General features: G+C 52.8%; 17 protein-coding genes. 7 read left to right on the top strand and 10 right to left on the bottom strand.

Features of this window, described 5'->3' with window-relative positions; genetic code table 11:
- Window positions 1-374: 374 nt before the first annotated feature.
- Window positions 375-806 (top strand): universal stress protein, encoded by a 432-nt coding sequence (locus ENTCL_RS11525; RefSeq protein WP_013366299.1) that lies wholly within the window; start codon window positions 375-377, stop codon window positions 804-806.
- Window positions 807-843: 37 nt separating this feature from the next.
- Here the strand turns inward: ENTCL_RS11525 and ENTCL_RS11520 are convergent, their stop codons facing one another.
- Both ENTCL_RS11520 and ydfG read right to left on the bottom strand, forming a co-directional pair.
- Window positions 844-1,530, bottom strand: a complete 687-nt coding sequence (locus ENTCL_RS11520; RefSeq protein WP_013366298.1) for a GntR family transcriptional regulator — start codon at window positions 1,528-1,530, stop codon at window positions 844-846.
- 106 nt (window positions 1,531-1,636) lie between these two features.
- Entirely contained in the window at window positions 1,637-2,386 is a 750-nt protein-coding gene (gene ydfG / locus ENTCL_RS11515) for a bifunctional NADP-dependent 3-hydroxy acid dehydrogenase/3-hydroxypropionate dehydrogenase YdfG (RefSeq protein WP_013366297.1), read from the bottom strand.
- A gap of 149 nt (window positions 2,387-2,535) precedes the next feature.
- On the opposite strand from ydfG, the gene dcp reads away from it, so the two are divergent.
- Together dcp and ENTCL_RS11505 are read left to right on the top strand one after the other, a co-directional pair.
- Entirely contained in the window at window positions 2,536-4,581 is a 2,046-nt protein-coding gene (gene dcp / locus ENTCL_RS11510) for a peptidyl-dipeptidase Dcp (protein WP_013366296.1), read from the top strand.
- Window positions 4,582-5,041: 460 nt separating this feature from the next.
- Window positions 5,042-5,539 carry an anti-virulence regulator CigR family protein gene (locus tag ENTCL_RS11505; protein WP_013366295.1) on the top strand — a complete coding sequence of 166 codons (498 nt, stop codon included), beginning with the start codon at window positions 5,042-5,044 and terminating at the stop codon, window positions 5,537-5,539.
- A gap of 122 nt (window positions 5,540-5,661) precedes the next feature.
- On the opposite strand, the gene ENTCL_RS22405 is transcribed toward ENTCL_RS11505, so the two are convergent.
- Window positions 5,662-6,216, bottom strand: coding sequence for a DUF1353 domain-containing protein (locus tag ENTCL_RS22405; RefSeq protein ID WP_013366294.1), 555 nt, complete (start codon window positions 6,214-6,216; stop codon window positions 5,662-5,664).
- Window positions 6,217-6,784: 568 nt separating this feature from the next.
- Here ENTCL_RS22405 and ENTCL_RS11495 point away from each other — a divergent pair.
- Entirely contained in the window at window positions 6,785-7,633 is an 849-nt protein-coding gene (locus ENTCL_RS11495; RefSeq protein WP_013366293.1) for a glycosyltransferase family 32 protein, read from the top strand.
- Between the two features lie 107 nt (window positions 7,634-7,740).
- Here the strand turns inward: ENTCL_RS11495 and ENTCL_RS11490 are convergent, their stop codons facing one another.
- Together ENTCL_RS11490 and ENTCL_RS11485 are read right to left on the bottom strand one after the other, a co-directional pair.
- Window positions 7,741-9,204 carry a DUF1254 domain-containing protein gene (locus ENTCL_RS11490; RefSeq protein WP_013366292.1) on the bottom strand — a complete coding sequence of 488 codons (1,464 nt, stop codon included), beginning with the start codon at window positions 9,202-9,204 and terminating at the stop codon, window positions 7,741-7,743.
- Between the two features lie 15 nt (window positions 9,205-9,219).
- The gene (locus ENTCL_RS11485; RefSeq protein WP_013366291.1) at window positions 9,220-10,719 is read right to left on the bottom strand and encodes a DUF1254 domain-containing protein; all 1,500 of its coding nucleotides are present in this window, start codon (window positions 10,717-10,719) and stop codon (window positions 9,220-9,222) included.
- A 301-nt stretch (window positions 10,720-11,020) separates the two neighbouring features.
- Here ENTCL_RS11485 and ENTCL_RS11480 point away from each other — a divergent pair, with 301 nt between their 5' ends.
- Window positions 11,021-11,662 carry a helix-turn-helix domain-containing protein gene (locus ENTCL_RS11480; RefSeq protein ID WP_044611953.1) on the top strand — a complete coding sequence of 214 codons (642 nt, stop codon included), beginning with the start codon at window positions 11,021-11,023 and terminating at the stop codon, window positions 11,660-11,662.
- A 98-nt stretch (window positions 11,663-11,760) separates the two neighbouring features.
- Here ENTCL_RS11480 and mgtS read toward each other — a convergent pair whose 3' ends face one another.
- A complete protein-coding gene (gene mgtS, locus ENTCL_RS23690) occupies window positions 11,761-11,856 on the bottom strand; it encodes a protein MgtS (protein ID WP_013366289.1) in 96 nt (31 codons plus the stop codon).
- Window positions 11,857-12,009: 153 nt separating this feature from the next.
- On the bottom strand, window positions 12,010-13,203 hold the full coding sequence (ydeE, locus tag ENTCL_RS11470; protein WP_013366288.1) for an efflux MFS transporter YdeE: 1,194 nt from the start codon (window positions 13,201-13,203) through the stop codon (window positions 12,010-12,012).
- A gap of 183 nt (window positions 13,204-13,386) precedes the next feature.
- Here ydeE and eamA point away from each other — a divergent pair, with 183 nt between their 5' ends.
- Complete coding sequence (gene eamA, locus ENTCL_RS11465; protein ID WP_013366287.1) at window positions 13,387-14,286, top strand: O-acetylserine/cysteine exporter; 900 nt, start codon at window positions 13,387-13,389, stop codon at window positions 14,284-14,286.
- A 33-nt stretch (window positions 14,287-14,319) separates the two neighbouring features.
- On the opposite strand, the gene marB is transcribed toward eamA, so the two are convergent.
- The 3 genes from marB to marR are packed head-to-tail and all read right to left on the bottom strand — an operon-like array spanning window position 14,320 to window position 15,404.
- Entirely contained in the window at window positions 14,320-14,538 is a 219-nt protein-coding gene (gene marB, locus ENTCL_RS11460) for a multiple antibiotic resistance protein MarB (RefSeq protein WP_013366286.1), read from the bottom strand.
- Window positions 14,539-14,567: 29 nt separating this feature from the next.
- Window positions 14,568-14,951: an MDR efflux pump AcrAB transcriptional activator MarA gene (marA, locus tag ENTCL_RS11455; RefSeq protein WP_013366285.1), complete on the bottom strand. Its 384-nt coding sequence runs from the start codon at window positions 14,949-14,951 to the stop codon at window positions 14,568-14,570.
- 18 nt (window positions 14,952-14,969) lie between these two features.
- Complete coding sequence (gene marR / locus ENTCL_RS11450) at window positions 14,970-15,404, bottom strand: multiple antibiotic resistance transcriptional regulator MarR (RefSeq protein WP_013366284.1); 435 nt, start codon at window positions 15,402-15,404, stop codon at window positions 14,970-14,972.
- Window positions 15,405-15,664: 260 nt separating this feature from the next.
- On the opposite strand from marR, the gene ENTCL_RS11445 reads away from it, so the two are divergent.
- Entirely contained in the window at window positions 15,665-16,333 is a 669-nt protein-coding gene (locus ENTCL_RS11445; protein WP_013366283.1) for a MarC family NAAT transporter, read from the top strand.
- Window positions 16,334-16,365 lie beyond the last annotated feature (32 nt).

The following is a 16,365-nucleotide window of genomic DNA, read 5'->3' as shown; positions in this document are numbered from 1 at the left end:
ATAAGTCCCCGGCTGTAGCTAAACAGTTTATTGATAATGGCGCGCAGACATTTATGTTTAATTTTTCGATGTCCGATGCGTTAACGAATCTGATGTTAGCACCGTAATTTCATGTCGTTGAAAATAAATGCCGCGAGGTGCGACAAAAAGCCGATAGCGATATAATCCAAGGCTGATACTTTTATATTACCTCTGCAAGGCCGGATCCCGGCCGTACGTAAGCGTGCGCCGGGCATATTCTTTGACCCGCTTCACAAATATGTCTATTGGTTTGCATTTTTATCCACACTATACAAAAACTGAACGTATTACCGTTATTCTGGGGCTGGAAACGAACGTTTATGAACCGGATATCGCCACAAAGGAGTGCGGGTATGTATAAAAAAATACTGATGCCAGTTGATGTTTTCGATATGGATTTGAGCGATAAGGCTATCCGTCACGCCGAGCATCTGGCCTCGGCGGAGCACGGTGAAATTACCTTGCTGAACGTCCTGCCCAACAGCAGCAGCTCGTTGCTGCGCGGGTTTGCGGCCGATATCCGCAAGTTTGAAGCCTATATGAAAGATGAGTCCGAAAAGAAAATGCGCATTCTGCGCGATGTTTTCAATATTTCGCCAGCGCGTATCCACACCGTGGTGCGGTTTGGCAGCGTACGAGATGAAATCCTTGCGACGGCAAGGGAAGGTGGATTTGAGGCGATCGTCATCGGTTCGCGTAAACCCGGCATCAGCACCCATTTATTAGGATCTAACGCCGAATCGGTGCTGCGCTACGCCAAAATTCCGGTGCTGGTCGTCCGATAATCCGCACACCTCATCCCTGATGCGGGGTGAGGTTTTTTTACTCTTCACTAAACCAGTCGCGGTTTTCCTGGCGAATTAACAGCACGGATTCGCTGATTTCCTGCAAATGCTGCGTCATCGCGGCATCCACTCCGGCAACGTCGCGCTGCTCCAGCGCGCTGAAAATATCCTGATGCTGGCGCAACAGCATATCCGGCGAGGAGATGTGGTCGAGGCTCATATAGCGCACGCGATCGATGGTCGCTTTAATGTTTTCCACCGTGTCCCAGGCGAGCTGGCAGTCGGCGATCGTGGCCAGCAGCTGGTGGAACTCGTCGTCGAGCTGAAAGAAATCGTTCAGCTGGTGGCGGTCGATGGCGATCCGCTGCTGGTGCAGATTCTGCTCCAGCTGATAGCTCTGGGCGTCGGTAATCATGGTCGCCGCCCGGCGCACTACCGCGCACTCGATAGCCTGGCGCACGAAGCAGCCGTTGCGCACCTGGGATAACGAGATTTTATTGACGTAGCTGCCGCGCTGCGGGCGAATCTGAATCAGACCGTTTTCCGCCAGCTTGATAAACGCTTCCCGCACCGGCTGGCGCGAGACGTCAAAACGCACCGACACCTCTTTTTCCGAAAGCGGCGTGCCCGGCGGGATCAGGCAGTGCACAATATCCCGACGTAAAATGCGGTAAATTTGCTGATTTACGGGCTGTGTAGGGTTGAGCTGTGATTCTGCGGCCATTGGCGTTTTCTTTATTGCGGATTAAGTGCGCTATTTTACGCTTTTTTTCCCGTCCCGCCCATACCCGGCGGGCTGCCGGGCAGGGCAAAAGGCAGAGAAATACGGCTTATCCCTGACGGTGGATGCTTAACCCGGCGTAGGTCTGGCTGACCGGCATCATCTCCAGGGTGTTGATGTTGACGTGCTTCGGTAGCGTCGCCACCCACCAGACGGCTTCGCTGATGTCTTCCGCCGACAGCGCGCTGGTATTCTCGTAGGTTTTGCTGGCCTTCGCGTCATCGCCTTTAAAGCGGACGTTGGAGAATTCGGTGCCGCCTACCAGCCCCGGCTCGATATCGGTCACGCGAACGGCGGTTCCGTGCAGGTCGGTGCGCAGGTTCAGGCTGAACTGACGAACGAACGCTTTGGTCGCGCCATAGACGTTGCCGCCGGCATAGGGCCAGCTGCCCGCCGTTGAGCCGATATTGATAATATGGCCGCGGTTGCGCTCGACCATCCCCGGCAGAACCGCGCGGGTCATGTAGATCAGGCCTTTGTTGTTGGTGTCGATCATGGTTTCCCAGTCCTCGACGTTAGCTTTCTGCGCGGGTTCCATGCCCAGCGCCAGCCCGGCGTTGTTGACCAGCACATCGATTTGTTGCCATTCGGCCGGCAGGCTGGCGATCATCTCTTCAATCGCGGCGCGGTTACGAACGTCAAGCTGCGCGGTCAGAATGTTGTCGCCCAGGCTCTCTTTGAGCTCCTGAAGACGCTCCTGGCGGCGACCGGTGGCAATCACTTTATGGCCATTAGCGACGAAACGGCGGGTAATGCTTTCACCAAATCCTGCCGTCGCGCCAGTCACGAGTACGATCATTTTCTGTTATTCCTCAACGCGTTTTGTGTGGTATTACCATAGCACGCGAGGGCGGGCGGCGGTATGTCAACTTTTGCCGACTGAGAAATCATTGCGGGCGGGTAAGGGGTTGCCTACTCTATGGAAACTATCGCAATCAGGAGCTAATGATGTCTTTCGCGAATCCTTTTTTTACCATCAGCCTGCTGCCGTACCAGGCGCCGCCCTTTGATCTCATCCGCGACAGCCACTATCGCCCGGCCTTTGATGAGGGCGTGCGGCGTAAACGGGAAGAGATAGCGGCCATCGCCGCGCATCCGGACGCGCCGGATTTTGCCAATACCTTCATTGCCCTGGAGAAAAGCGGGGCGCTGCTTGCCCGGGTGACGTCGGTGTTTTTTGCGATGGTGGCGTCGAACACCAACGACACCCTCCAGCAGCTTGATGAGCAGTTCTCCGCAGAGCTGGCTGAACTGGCCAATGACATTTATCTCAATGCAGCGCTGTTTGAGCGTATCGAGACGGTGTGGCGCCAGCGTCATCAGCTGTCGCTGGACGAGGAGTCGCTGCGGCTGGTGGAGGTCACCCATCAGCAGTTTATCCTGGCGGGCGCCACGCTTTCGGACAGGCAAAAAGCAGAGCTGCGCGCGCTCAATACGCAAGCGGCGACGCTGACCAGCCAATTTAACCAGCGGCTGCTGGCGGCGGCGAAAAACGGCGGGCTGGTGGTGGATTCCCCGGCGGCGCTTGACGGTATGAGCGACGACGATATTGCTGCCGCGCGCAGCGCCGCCGAGGAAAAAGGATTGAGCGACGGCTGGCTTATCGCGCTGCTTAATACCACTCAGCAGCCGGCGCTGGCGTCGCTGCGCCAGCGGGCGACGCGGGAAAAACTGTTTCAGGCCAGCGTGCTGCGCACGCAGAAGGGGGATGGTAACGATACCCGTGCGCTGATTTTGCGGCTGGTTGCGCTGCGCGCGCGGCAGGCGGAGTTGCTCGGCTTTACGGACTACGCCAGCCTGAGCACCGCCGACCAGATGGCGAGGACCTCCGCGGTAGCGCTGGGGTTCATGCGTGAGATAGCCCCTGCGGCGCGGGGGCGCGCCGAGCGGGAGCTGGCGGATATTCAGCAGGTTATCGATGCGCAGCAGGGCGGCTTCAGCGCCCAGGCCTGGGACTGGCCGTTTTACGCCGAACAGGTTCGCCTGGCGCGCTATTCGCTTGATGAGGCGCAGATTAAGCCCTATTTCGAACTCAACCGGGTGCTGACGGAGGGCGTATTCTGGGCCGCGTCAGCGCTGTTCGGCATTCGCTTCGTCGAACGGTTTGATATCCCGGTCTATCATCCAGACGTTCGCGTCTGGGAGATCTTTGACGCCAGCGGTGAAGGTCTGGCGCTATTTTATGGCGACTATTTTTCCCGGGAGTCAAAGAGCGGCGGGGCGTGGATGGACAATTTCGTCCAGCAGTCCACGCTGCTGGAAAGCCGCCCGGTTATCTACAACGTGTGCAACTATCAGAAGCCCGCGGAGGGGAAAAGCGCGCTGCTGTCCTGGGATGATGTCATCACGCTGTTCCATGAGTTCGGTCATACGCTGCACGGTCTGTTCGCCAGCCAGCGCTATCCGGGGCTTTCCGGTACGCGAACACCGCGCGATTTTGTCGAGTTTCCGTCTCAGATTAACGAGCACTGGGCCAGCCATCCGCAGGTATTTGCGCGCTTCGCCCGCCACCACGAAAGCGGAGAGCCGATGCCGGAAGCGCTGCGTGAAAGCATGATGCGCGCGGCGACCTTCAACAAAGGCTACGATATGACCGAGCTGCTGAGCGCGGCGCTGCTGGATATGAACTGGCACAGCGTCACTGCGGCCACGCTGCCGGACGATGTTGATGCGTTTGAAGCACAGGCGCTTGAGAAAGAGCGTGTTGATTTACCCGCCGTTCCGCCACGCTATCGCAGCAGCTATTTTGCCCATATCTTTGGCGGCGGCTACGCGGCGGGATACTACGCTTATCTGTGGACGCAGATGCTGGCGGATGACGGCTATCAGTGGTTCGTGGAGCAGGGAGGGTTAACCCGGGAAAACGGACAACGTTTTCGCGACGCTATCCTGTCGCGCGGCAACAGTAGCGATCTCGACGCGCTGTACCGCGACTGGCGCGGGCACGATCCGCAGCCGGAGCCGATGCTTAAACATCGCGGTTTGAGAGCGTAAATCACGGGCGTGTTTTTTCAGGCTAAACCTGCACCGTTTAGATTTTATTGAGACAGGCGGTGCTAGCATGCCTGCAGTGTCGTGGAGAAGGCAAAGGTATGCTGGATCCGCGACGTAAAACACAAATCTATCCATGCAAGCATTTACCGCCATCTTATGGCGGTTTTTTTTGCCCAAAATAAGCGGCGCTGTCTAAATAAACGCCGTCGCGCGGCGCTGGCGCCTTGCGATTTTATTTTATGCTGAAAAACTGGTGTCGATGCGCCTGAATCAGCATAAACCATCCGTTTTTACCATGGGTGGTCTCGCGACTCGCGGGGGTTGTATTTTCAGAACCAGCATTTCATGCTGTGACAGCGTATGCCGGATAACCCCCGGGTAATTAGGAATTAATCAGATTGCTGGCGAGGATAAAAGCACATACTGTTAGCTCTGTGTATGACATTAAAAGGATCGCATCATGTTTAAGTGTCGTGGAGTTTCAGTTGCGCTGGCGGCTGTTGTTTCATTATCGATGCTTGCAACGCCTGTACTGGCAAACCCGGGTAACGGCCATGGCAACAGCGGTAACCATGGTAATAACGGCAATAAAGGTAACAACGGTAGCCCGGGGAAAAGCCAGAGCGGGAGCGAGGATGATAGCAACTCGTCCGGCCATCGTAAAAACTACGGTAAACCGGATCATGTTGATTCCGATATCAGCTACTCGATGGCTCGCCAGCTGGCGGTCAACTATGGTCTGACGGGGTATCAGTCTCTGCCGCCGGGGATTGCGAAAAACCTGGTACGTGGCAAACCATTACCTCCAGGGATCGCGAAAAAGACGGTGCCCGCCTCTATGCTAGGCCAACTGCCGTATTATCCGGGTTACGAATGGAAAGTGATTGGTGATAATCTGGTGCTTATTGCACTCAGTACGGCGATCGTCACGACCATTATCAATGGTGTTTTTGACTAGTTCAGCGGTTTTTTTGTATTAAGGCTCCAGCGACTGGGGCCTTATTCTTATCATTTTTCCCGAAAGTCTTTTGCTGAACCAACAGATTTGCGTTTTTTGTCGTCGCTGACGCAATGGGGAAATTAAACCAGATAAGGATCTATATATTTATCCATTTGATCCGGGGTAGTGTCGTCTTTTAATTGATGAACTATCTTTCCGACATTTTTGAGAATATAAAGCATGTCAGCGTCGAGTGCGGTGACAAGATTATTATCCGTAGTAAAAAATGGGTCATTAAATGTAGATGATGCGGATTTCAATATCAGCGAGCTGTATTTCGCGCCAATTCTGACGCCAAGATAAAACACCCGCGCGCGGTCAGGTGAGCATCCTCCCGCAAGGCATGCGTAATAAAACATAATGTCGGCCTCTTTTCTGTTGGCGCCCTGGGTACAGGCAACATCATGAACAACGGAGGCCAGCCTGTAGTCGCCAATGTAGGGCGATCCGACGGTAGACCATAGCGCCTGCGGAATACTGGCGCCGTTAATGACGCTGCCTGCGGGCGCCGACCAGACTCTCGAGGACGGATCGGTGTAGTAAAAATCCTCCGTTAACACCATGTTTCTGTCAGGTCCCTGTCTTCTTGACCACTGGGCTACAACGTTACCTGTAAACGAACCGTAATCAGCCATATTCTACTTCCTCAATATTTGGCCCTGAACGCCATGTTTTGCCAGGAATATATCGCAGAAGTCAGCGTGCGGTGGTGTATTCATCGGTAGTTAATCGGTAGCTGGGGCATATTCTATCTTATAAAAAAGAAGGACGCCTGAAATCATAGTAATGTATGATTTGCGCCATCCCGAGGTTTCCCCCGCATCCATCAGGCGATGCTGTAGCGATACCAGTCAATGTCGCCGAGCCCCACATGCTGCTGGCTTGAACCCGTTAACAGCAGAGTCAACACCCATCAACAGGTTTAACATTTCGTGGCTATCTGAAAAATGCGAGCCACTTTAATATGGCTATAACGATTATGTATAAAATTTGTAATGAATGGTTGATTTATTTTTAAAATTTTATCTGATGGTGGCATAAATGAAGGATGTCCTGGTTTAATGATTTTTTTATTATTCTAAAACATTAAGGAATCCTTAAGCTATGACGGGAAGATTAAAATTAAACTTAATGACGATATTGAACTAAAACAGAAGGTCTTTGCCAAACTTAAATCATATTCTTGTCAGAGGCAGGCCAGGCATGAGAGCGATTCCCAAAAAGATTCACCAAATTTATACAAAAGGGTGGGATATACTCCCTGGCGACGTAAAAACGCAGATTGACCGGCTTAAATGGATAAACCCTGATTATGCCTATGCGTTCTATGCTGAACCTGACATGTATCAATATATAAAAAAGCACTATGGACAGGATATGCTTGATGTTTATCAACAGATCAATCCGGAGTATGGGGCCGCCAGAGCTGATTTGTTTCGCTACCTGGTTATTTATCAGGAAGGCGGTGTTTATCTGGATATCAAAAGCAGCTGCGAAAAACCGCTGGATGCCGTTATTCCTCCTGACTGTGAGCTGATTTTGTGCCACTGGGATAACGGGCCCGGCGGGCTTGATAAGCAAAAAGGGCTGCATCCTGAGCTTTCATTTATGGCCCATGGGGAGTACGAACAGTGGAATATAATGGCAAAGAAAGGCTCTCCTTTCATAAAAGCGGTGATTGATGAGGTGGTTTACAGGATCAAAAACTATAAGCCATGGCGTTATGGCGTTGGTATGAAAGGGGTATTGATGACGACCGGGCCCATTGTCTATACCGAGGTCATCGGAAAGATGGCGGACCACGGGAACGTGTTGCATGTGTTGAACCACAGAGAGATCGGGCTGGTGTATTCAGCAGTCAATAAAAGCATCTGGAAGTGTATAGGGAAAAGCGCTTATGCCAGATATAAGACTCCCGTTGTAAGGCTTGGTAAAAAAGATTATAAGCTGTATCAGCTATGGCTGATGTTTATATTTCCTTGCAAAAGATTAAAAAAGAATATCCATAATGAATGCCGTAACTTTATTCGAAAAATAAAGAGTGGTATTTAATAATTCAGACGTGTATTGATTATTGTTTCTGACAGGAAATGAAGGGCGATTCGGTGTTGTAAGCTGACACGCTTGCCCCATAACTGTTAGGGCAAGCGTGTTTTTCTTTATTTTATTAATTCAATTTTCGGCGGCTGCCAGCTGCCGTCAATAATGGGTTTCTCACCCCAGTAAGCACGAATATACAGTGAGAACGTCCCATCCGGTGACGGAAGCCAGTTATTGACCTTGTCGCCGCCAGGATTTGTCTTACTGATATACAGGGTCAGCGAGCCATCGGAATTATACTTCAGATCCTTGTTTTTCGTTCCCAGCGAATAACGGTTCAGCTCATTCGGGCTGAACAGATGCTTGCTGTTATACAATGTCAGGGACCAGAACCCTTTCACCGGCGGAATGCCTCCTTTCGGGAACGTCACCGTGTAATCATGTTCGCCAGACAATTGCGAATTCGCCGCATCGTTATCCGTGTAGAAATACTGAGTTTCGTCGGGTTTATTGTCGAACATGTTCGACTTCGCGGTACCGGTGCGGTTGAAATAATCCACGCCAAACTGGGCGTTATTTTTCGAACGGTTCCAGCCGTTGCCGGCGGGTACACCGTTATTCTTCCATTTAAAGAACTCGGCGATCGTCGTTTTATCAGTCTCAACGGCGGCTTCATCCATCCATTTACGCACCTGCGGATCCTGTTTTCCGGCTTCAACAAGATGGCGGAACTGCGCGTACATGGCTTCCTCTCCCGGCAGAGGCGGAACCTTATCCAGAACATTGGCAAACTGATCGAAGAATGTCTCAGGCACAACCCATTTAGTTTCGCCAGCGCTGGCATCGGGCTTATCGCCGATGGACGGGATCTTTGAATATTCGTACGACTTCATCTTGCCGTTAAATTCGCGAAGCGGGTAGGTCATGACCTCCTTAATGGGGGCCTGAATGGCCATCCGGTCCTCTGCGGTATCGTTCATCTGGATACGAGGAATGACGTTGGCCATTTCAGTCGACGAGTGAATCACGCCGTTAAACCCTTTTGGTGTCTCACCCTTCCAGTCAGGACCGACCAGCAGATAGAACCCCGGTTTGGTGCCGTACGGTTTCCCGACATTGCCAATCTGATTGGTACGGGCATCGTAGATGGCGTAAACCCAGAAGCGATCGCCAAAGTCGGGCACCTGAATCACGATCGGATCTTTATCGAGCTCAAAGAAACCCAGGCCATAAACAACGTCCTGATTCGGGCAGGTGACGAAGGTCTCTTCCGGTTTGATGTAATCAGTCAACATGCTCAACTGCCCCATGGGAGCCACCGGCACCATCCCTCCGTTGAGCGCCGGATAGGGGGCTTTGGTGATGGTCGCGCGGCGGTTGAACTGGTTCACCATGGGCCAGCCCCAGAGATAAGCCTGCTGGGCAATGGCTTTCACATAGCTTTCCGGCATATTGACCCCGGCTGCGGGCTGGGTTAGCTGGTCAAATTGACTCGGATGAGCAATCGTCAGCGGCGCGGATTGCGCAATCGCGCCGGCGCTGGATACCAACGCGGTGAATAAAGCAACGTACTTCAGTTTCATCACAATGGCCTTCTCTTATTTGTTGGTTTGAATCAGGTCGTCCGGCACCCAGGTCTGGTCGTAGAAGCTGTCTTCGGTGCCATAAAGCCGCAGGGCGACGAGGAAATTACGGTTTGCTACGGTTTTGATAAAGGCGCTGTCAGCCACGCCATCAGGTTTACTCGGGCCGAACCAGAGATCGATGGAACCGTCGCTGTTCTTCGGAATGTTGTAGTAGCCGTTGGTGGAAGGCAGCAGTTGATCGGTTTCCGGCATGGTGCCGTCAGTGATGTTATAGGCGGTAACGGCCCAGAACAGCGCTGCTGGCGGGTTTGGCGGCAAATGCAGTTTGTAAGTATTGCTGCCGTCGAGGAACTTGCCGTCTTTATCCTTCGTGGCGTACGGGTACTTGGAGCCAGCGCCGGTTGTGTGCATGACCATGGCCGCGGCGCTGGAGTAGGCAATCTGGAAGAAGGCCGCCCGCTGGTTTTCATCAAGAGTACCGTACTGCATCCATTCGGCCGTCGCGCCAGCCCACGAGTTTTCCCACTGGCGGTCTTTGTAGTAGAGCTGACGTTGATCGTCGCGACCCATCTGGCGACGGGCAAGGATCATCCTCGGTGCAGTCTCTACGGCTTTCTTCAGCAACGCTTGTTCCTTCTCACTTGGGTTAAAGGGCTTGCCTTTAACCATACCAATACTGAGAAGGGCGCTGCGTGTGTCGTCAGGAATGGCCGTCAGCGGTTCATAATCGATAAAGTCTTTCAGCTTCTTCCAGTAGGTCACATCCGTCGGGTACATCATGTTCACCCGTTTGCCGCTGGCATCGGGGAACTGCATCGGTTTGACTTCTTTTTCCACATTCCACAGCGGATAGATACGCGTGGTTTCCGCGTTTTTTACCGCCGGGATCGGATCCGGTTTCCCATCGCCTTTGCCCATAATGGTGCGAAAGAACAGGAAGACGTTATAGGTCGGGGATTTAAAGGTAAAATAACCCTGAGGGACCGGGCCCTCATAATCTGGCGGTAGCAGAAGATAGAGCCCGCCGCGTGCCCGATCGGGGCCGATAGCGCCGACATCCGTAATGGTTTTCTGGAAAAAGTCGGTAAACATCCCGATAACGTTAGCGGGGGCTTTGATGACCAGCGGACCCGTTTCTTTCAGATCGAGATAGCTCATTGAGTAGATAACATCGCCATTCGGTGTCGGCACGACGGCGCGGCTGTCCATTCTCTCTTTCCATACAGGCAGTACGTTATAGCCTTTCCCGAATGCGGCCTCTGAGCCATCGCGCAGGCCAATGGTATTCAGCAGCGGTAGCGTCTGGATGTAAGCGTGAATGGCGTCCTGGTAATAAAGCTCTTCACTCAGCGACTGCGCTTCCTGCTGCGGTAGCCAGTTGCCATTATTCAGTTGCTTCATCAGTGGGGACATCGGTGCTGATGCATCGTCCGCCAGAACGCTGGTACTGGTCAGGCATGAAACCAGTACCGCACTGGTTAATAAATGCAGCGTAAAGCCTTTCTTTTTCATCGGTAACTCCGGTTAGCGAAGGTGGACTTATCAAACGTAGCACAGCTATTTTGATTGGTGAGGAAACTGTGCTGATAGAGAAAAAAATAGTGTTAATACTCGCCGGAAAATATAAAACTTCCGCATTACGAATGGTAAAAACGAAGTATTACGTTATGAACATGGATGGTGACTCATTTTTCTATTAGTTTACCTGCTATTATTTTTGTGAGAAGTCCACAGCGGGACTTCTTAGAAGTACGTATGTCCAGTGTGGATGCCTGTCTGGGGCGGCGCACAGGTGAAAGGGGCCGGAAAGATAATGAAATTTGTATTTGAAACACTACATGACTATTACCGAAAACGAGTGCTGGACAGGCACCTGCGCGATGTCATAGCGTGCGCAGACCGTATCTCTCTGAAGACGAATGAGGTGCTTACGCTCTCTGACGAGACAATTTATTTTGTCTCAGAGGGAACTATGTCGATCGCCATGAGTGACGATCCAAGAATAATTGGCGCTACAATTGAGAATATGCCTATTGGACTTCTGGAATATTATTGCCCATTGGTTGAATTTACCTATATGGCGCTCTCTCCAGTGACAATATTAACGATTTCAATGGCGGAATTTGAGCGGATTTTCTTTCACACATCCCCTGAAAATATGAAAGAATTGACAACAATTCTCGTTTTCATGCTGGTCTTTATTCTTGATGTGCACGTTGAAAGACGAACAGACTCTGGCTACCACACGATCAAGGCGATGCTTTACCGTTATCTCTATCGCCGCAGCATTAACAGCGCAGAGAATGAGGGCATTGCCAATTTCATTATTCGTCGTACAAATTTGTCGCGCAGCTATGTGTTTCGTGTTCTTGCTGAACTCAAAGAGGGGGAGTACATCACCGTAAAGAAGGGAAAGTTAATTTCGATTGACCGTAAGTTGCCGGTAGATTATTGAACCTGATATTTCTGACAGGCATCAGCAGCGGAGAAAACAAAAAGCCCCTTGCGCGAAACCGGCAAGAGGCCTTTAAGGACGTGGGTTGTCGGCGTTCATCAATCATCCCATTTGTGGCTGAAATACGCAGCAAGGAAACCTGACGCTAAGATAGTTCCTAAAACCGCGATGAAAACATGCATATTTCCCAGCATGATTAACCTCCTGATAGTGACAAATTACTGACGATATTGACCTCACTGATCAAAAATGATGTGGAACGGATTGATTATAATCTGAGCAATCTAAACAAATCGTTAATTATGTGAACTATTTCGCCGTTTCGGTAAATTTACCCGGCGCATCTGTCAGACGGCGTTCAGCGCGCGGCTCAAGGGCGTAATGCGCATGCCGCGCAGGATCATCAGCCACGCCGCGATGATGACCGCAATCATAATGGCAAACAGCGTCCAGGTGGGCAGGGTGGTCAGAATAATCCCGGTAATCATGGGGTTAAAGGCGGCACCCAGCCAGCCGAGGGCCTGAGCGGAGAAGTAGCTCGCCTTCATGCCCGGCGGCGCAATGTTATCGATAAGCATATATTCGCCCGGCGCGTAGATGATTTCGCCAATGGTAAAGACCGCCGCGGCGATGCCCCAGAGCAGCAGGTTTTCGCCGGAAACCATAAAACCGCCCAGGCCGAGGATAAAAAAGAGGGTACCGACGGTCATCAGCGGGCGAATGTTGCCTGGCGTGATGCTGCGGCCGACGAAATACTGCAGGCTGACCACCACAATGGCGTTAACCGGCAGCACGACAGACACCACCTTCTGGGCGAAATCGCTGTCGTGGGCGATAACCAGTACGTACTGGGAAATACAGGTAGCGAATGACCCGCCGACATAGGACGCGAGCAGTCCGGAAAGCGTAAACCAGAGCAGCGCACGGTCGCGCAGCAGCACCGAGGGCTGCCAGGGCGCCGCCTGACGATCTTCGTCGGTGATAACCTGTTTCTGCACGCAAAACTGAATTAATACCAGTGGGATAGCTGCGCTGATTGCCGCCAGCCAGAACGGCAACTGGAGGCTGTACATCACCAGAAATGTGCCGATCGGCGGGCCAATCGTCCAGCCGATATTCAGAAAGCTGTAGTTAAGCGAGAAAATCCGCGCCTTTTCACTCCCGCTCAGCACGTCGGAAAACCAGGCCTTCAGGACGGTGGAAAAGACCGAGTATGAGCAGTTAATCAGGGCAAAAAAGAAAACCACCAGCGGGATCGCGTTCGCCAGCGGGATAACGATAAAACCGGCGATAAACACGGTAATGGCGATCAGCATATAGCGCTTCTTATCGAACTTATCCGCCAGAATGCCGAAGCCGAGGCTGAAAATAACCCCAACGGTGAGGGCAGTCGTCAGCGCATAGCCAATAGCCTCCACGCTCATGGCAAACCTGCGCGTGAGGTAGATGGTCATAAACGGAAGCGTTGCGCCGCGTCCTATCGTCAGCAACAGCGACGACGCCAGCAGCGCGCTGGTTGAGCGCCTGATAGAGGTTTTCATTTTCCTGCCCGACAAAGTGTAAATGTTATTATGTTGTGTCTTATCAGGAGTATCACGGCATAAGAGACTTGTATAGACCTCCGTTTATCTATCAGTGCTGCCAGAAATAGTGATCTTTCCCTCGGTCGGGTTTTTCGTTACTTTGGTTCTGTTTACAAAAATTTAATATTTCAGGGGCGGAGTATGACGCGCAAAGATGGGCTGCTGGCGTTGCTGGTGGTGGTGGTGTGGGGGCTGAATTTTGTGGTTATCAAACTGGGGCTTCACAACATGCCGCCGCTGATGCTGGCCGGATTACGCTTTCTGCTGGTGGCCTTTCCGGCGCTGCTGTTCGTTGCGCGTCCTAAAATTCCGTTTCGCCTGCTTGCCGGGTACGGCCTGACCATCAGCTTTGGCCAGTTTGCCTTTTTGTTCAGCGCGATAAAATTCGGTATGCCCGCGGGGCTGGCCTCGCTGGTGCTGCAGGCGCAGGCGTTTTTCACCATCCTGCTCGGCGCGTTCATTTTTGGCGAGCGGCTGCAGAGCCGGCAGGTCGCAGGAATTACGCTCGCGGTCATTGGCGTGCTGGTGCTGATTGACGCCAGCCTCAACGGTCAGCATGTGGCGATGGTGGGCTTCTTCCTGACCCTGGCTGCGGCCTTCAGCTGGGCCTGCGGCAATATTTTCAATAAGCGGATCATGCTGCACGAGGCGCGCCCGGCGATTATGTCGCTGGTGGTGTGGAGCGCCCTGATTCCAATCGTGCCGTTTATGCTGGCGTCGGCGATGATCGACGGCCCGGCGGTGATGTGGGCAAGCCTCGTGGAGATCGATCTGGTGACTCTGCTGTCGCTGGTCTATCTGGCGTTCGTCGCCACCATCGTGGGCTACGGGATCTGGGGGGCGCTGCTCGGACGCTACGAAACATGGCGAGTGGCGCCGCTGTCGCTGCTGGTGCCGGTCGTGGGGATGGGCAGCGCGGCGGTCTTGCTGGGTGAAACGCTGAGCGGGCTGCAGCTGGCCGGCGCGGCGCTTATCATGGCGGGGCTGTACATCAATGTCTTTGGCCTGCGGGTGCGTCGCGTAAAGGCGCTGCGGGGATAAAAAAAGCCCCGCGTCGGCGGGGCAAATAACGAATTACTGGTTGTGCTGATTATAGTAAGGCACGCCCAGTTCGTCGGATTTGTCGCTGCCTGCGCCCATATGGTTGAAGTCAAAAGGGGACTTCTCATGGGGTGAGCGCAAGCTGATCGCGTCATGGTCAGAATGCTCTGCCGGAATAGTGGATTGCTCCGCAAAACTCTGGCCGGAGACCAGCACCAGCAGGGTGAGGGCGGCGGAGACGAACAGCTTCATGGTTTCCTCGATACGTCTTGTGCAGGCGATTAACAGTTACAGTTATTTATGGGGTACAGATAACGCGACTCGCCGGGAATATTGGTCATACGATATTTATGCGGCGGCACGTCAAAGTAGTTCTTAAACGTCCGGGTCAGCGTTTGTTGCGATTCAAAGCCATAGCGCTCGGCCAGATATAAAATCGGCTCGTTGCTCTGCTTCAACTTCTGGGCGATTTCAGTAAGCTTACGGCTGCGAATGTATTGGCCGAGTGAATGACCGGTCTCTTTCTTGAACATTCGCTGCAGATGCCATTTCGAATAGCCTGAACGTTCGGACACCTTTTCAAGCGACAGCGGTGACTCCAGGTTATCTTCAATCCAGTCCAAAATGCTATGAATAGTGATGGCATCAGTATTACGTCTGGACATCGTCTTACCTCTTTCGGTTTACGGCAGAACTTTCTTGAGCAGCAGCTCAAGGGTTGCGATTTCATCCGCCGTTAGGTTTTTTGTTAGTTCCTGATGCAGGTTTTGCCCCACAACCTGGTGGCATTGCTCACAGATTGCGGCGCCGTCCGGGGTCAGCTTGACCAGAACGCCGCGCTTATCATTTGGATTTGGCAGCCGCTCAATCCAGCCCTTGCAGACCAGACGGTCCAGCATACGGGTCAGGGCGCCCAGGTCGACAGACAGGATTTTCTTCAGCTCAACGGGCGTGATGCAGACCTGACAGCGAATAGAACACAGCGTCTTGAACTGCGTGGCGGTGATGTCCATTGGCGACAGGTAATCGTTGAGCAGGCGATCCTTTTTCTGGTTGACCATGTGAATCAGGCGACCGAGTGGAATGATTTCGTTAAACAGGTCGCTGGTGTTTTTCACAATGGTTGCCCTGGCAAGTAGTTTAGTTGCCATGGATATTATTGCCCAGGCAACCATAAGTCAATTGGATGGATTTTGTGATGCCACAAATTGCTAAAACGGTTCAGGTCCGCTTCGTCTTGATCTTCAGACTTTATTTATAACTATCAGTTATAGCCCAATCTGTGGAAACGGGTGGAAATGATTAGACGTGGCAAACGGTCCGGATTCCCCCGTATACTGCCTGCGGCCATTGTGTTTGCTTCTGGAGAGAAACCCTTATGCTCGACCTTATGAAAGCTATCAGCCTTGGGCTGGTGGTGCTATTGCCGCTGGCAAACCCGCTGACAACCGTGGCGTTGTTTCTGGGGCTGTCCGGCGATATGAACAGCGCGGAGCGTAACCGACAGTCTCTGATGGCGTCGGTTTACGTGTTCGCGATTATGATGGTGGCCTACTATGCCGGGCAGGTGGTGATGAACACCTTCGGGATCTCCATTCCCGGCCTGCGCATCGCCGGCGGGCTCATCGTGGCCTTTATCGGCTTCAGGATGCTTTTCCCGCAGCAGCGTGCGCACGAAAGCCTGGAGGCGAAAAGCAAATCGGAAGAGCTGCAGGACGAGCCGACGGCGAATATCGCCTTTGTGCCGCTGGCGATGCCGAGCACCGCGGGGCCGGGGACAATCGCGATGATCATCTCGTCAGCGTCGACGGTAAAGGCGGGTTCAACCTTCCCTGACTGGGTGGTGTGGGTCGCGCCGCCGCTGATTTTTGCCCTGGTTGCCGTTATTTTGTGGGGATGCCTGCGCAGCTCCGGCGCCATTATGCGGCTGGTGGGTAAGGGCGGAATTGAGGCGATTTCCCGTCTGATGGGCTTCCTGCTGGTGTGTATGGGCGTGCAGTTTATTATTAACGGCGTGCTGGAAATTATTACGCATTACCATGCCTGACCGGCGCGGGTGGCGGCAGCCACCCGACACCC

This window comes from [Enterobacter] lignolyticus SCF1 (genome assembly GCF_000164865.1).
In the GTDB taxonomy this organism is placed as follows: domain Bacteria; phylum Pseudomonadota; class Gammaproteobacteria; order Enterobacterales; family Enterobacteriaceae; genus Enterobacter_B; species Enterobacter_B lignolyticus.
This window is presented reverse-complemented; position numbering and strand designations above follow the sequence as displayed.

Excerpts from the sequence above, each read along its gene's own strand:
- ENTCL_RS11525 (WP_013366299.1), top strand. The coding sequence starts at position 375 with ATGTATAAAAAAATACTGATGCCAGTTGATGTTTTCGATATGGATTTG.
- ENTCL_RS11520 (WP_013366298.1), bottom strand. The coding sequence starts at position 1,530 with ATGGCCGCAGAATCACAGCTCAACCCTACACAGCCCGTAAATCAGCAA.
- ydfG (WP_013366297.1), bottom strand. The coding sequence starts at position 2,386 with ATGATCGTACTCGTGACTGGCGCGACGGCAGGATTTGGTGAAAGCATT.
- dcp (WP_013366296.1), top strand. The coding sequence starts at position 2,536 with ATGTCTTTCGCGAATCCTTTTTTTACCATCAGCCTGCTGCCGTACCAG.
- ENTCL_RS11505 (WP_013366295.1), top strand. The coding sequence starts at position 5,042 with ATGTTTAAGTGTCGTGGAGTTTCAGTTGCGCTGGCGGCTGTTGTTTCA.
- ENTCL_RS22405 (WP_013366294.1), bottom strand. The coding sequence starts at position 6,216 with ATGGCTGATTACGGTTCGTTTACAGGTAACGTTGTAGCCCAGTGGTCA.
- ENTCL_RS11495 (WP_013366293.1), top strand. The coding sequence starts at position 6,785 with ATGAGAGCGATTCCCAAAAAGATTCACCAAATTTATACAAAAGGGTGG.
- ENTCL_RS11490 (WP_013366292.1), bottom strand. The coding sequence starts at position 9,204 with ATGAAACTGAAGTACGTTGCTTTATTCACCGCGTTGGTATCCAGCGCC.
- ENTCL_RS11485 (WP_013366291.1), bottom strand. The coding sequence starts at position 10,719 with ATGAAAAAGAAAGGCTTTACGCTGCATTTATTAACCAGTGCGGTACTG.
- ENTCL_RS11480 (WP_044611953.1), top strand. The coding sequence starts at position 11,021 with ATGAAATTTGTATTTGAAACACTACATGACTATTACCGAAAACGAGTG.
- mgtS (WP_013366289.1), bottom strand. The coding sequence starts at position 11,856 with ATGCTGGGAAATATGCATGTTTTCATCGCGGTTTTAGGAACTATCTTA.
- ydeE (WP_013366288.1), bottom strand. The coding sequence starts at position 13,203 with ATGAAAACCTCTATCAGGCGCTCAACCAGCGCGCTGCTGGCGTCGTCG.
- eamA (WP_013366287.1), top strand. The coding sequence starts at position 13,387 with ATGACGCGCAAAGATGGGCTGCTGGCGTTGCTGGTGGTGGTGGTGTGG.
- marB (WP_013366286.1), bottom strand. The coding sequence starts at position 14,538 with ATGAAGCTGTTCGTCTCCGCCGCCCTCACCCTGCTGGTGCTGGTCTCC.
- marA (WP_013366285.1), bottom strand. The coding sequence starts at position 14,951 with ATGTCCAGACGTAATACTGATGCCATCACTATTCATAGCATTTTGGAC.
- ENTCL_RS11445 (WP_013366283.1), top strand. The coding sequence starts at position 15,665 with ATGCTCGACCTTATGAAAGCTATCAGCCTTGGGCTGGTGGTGCTATTG.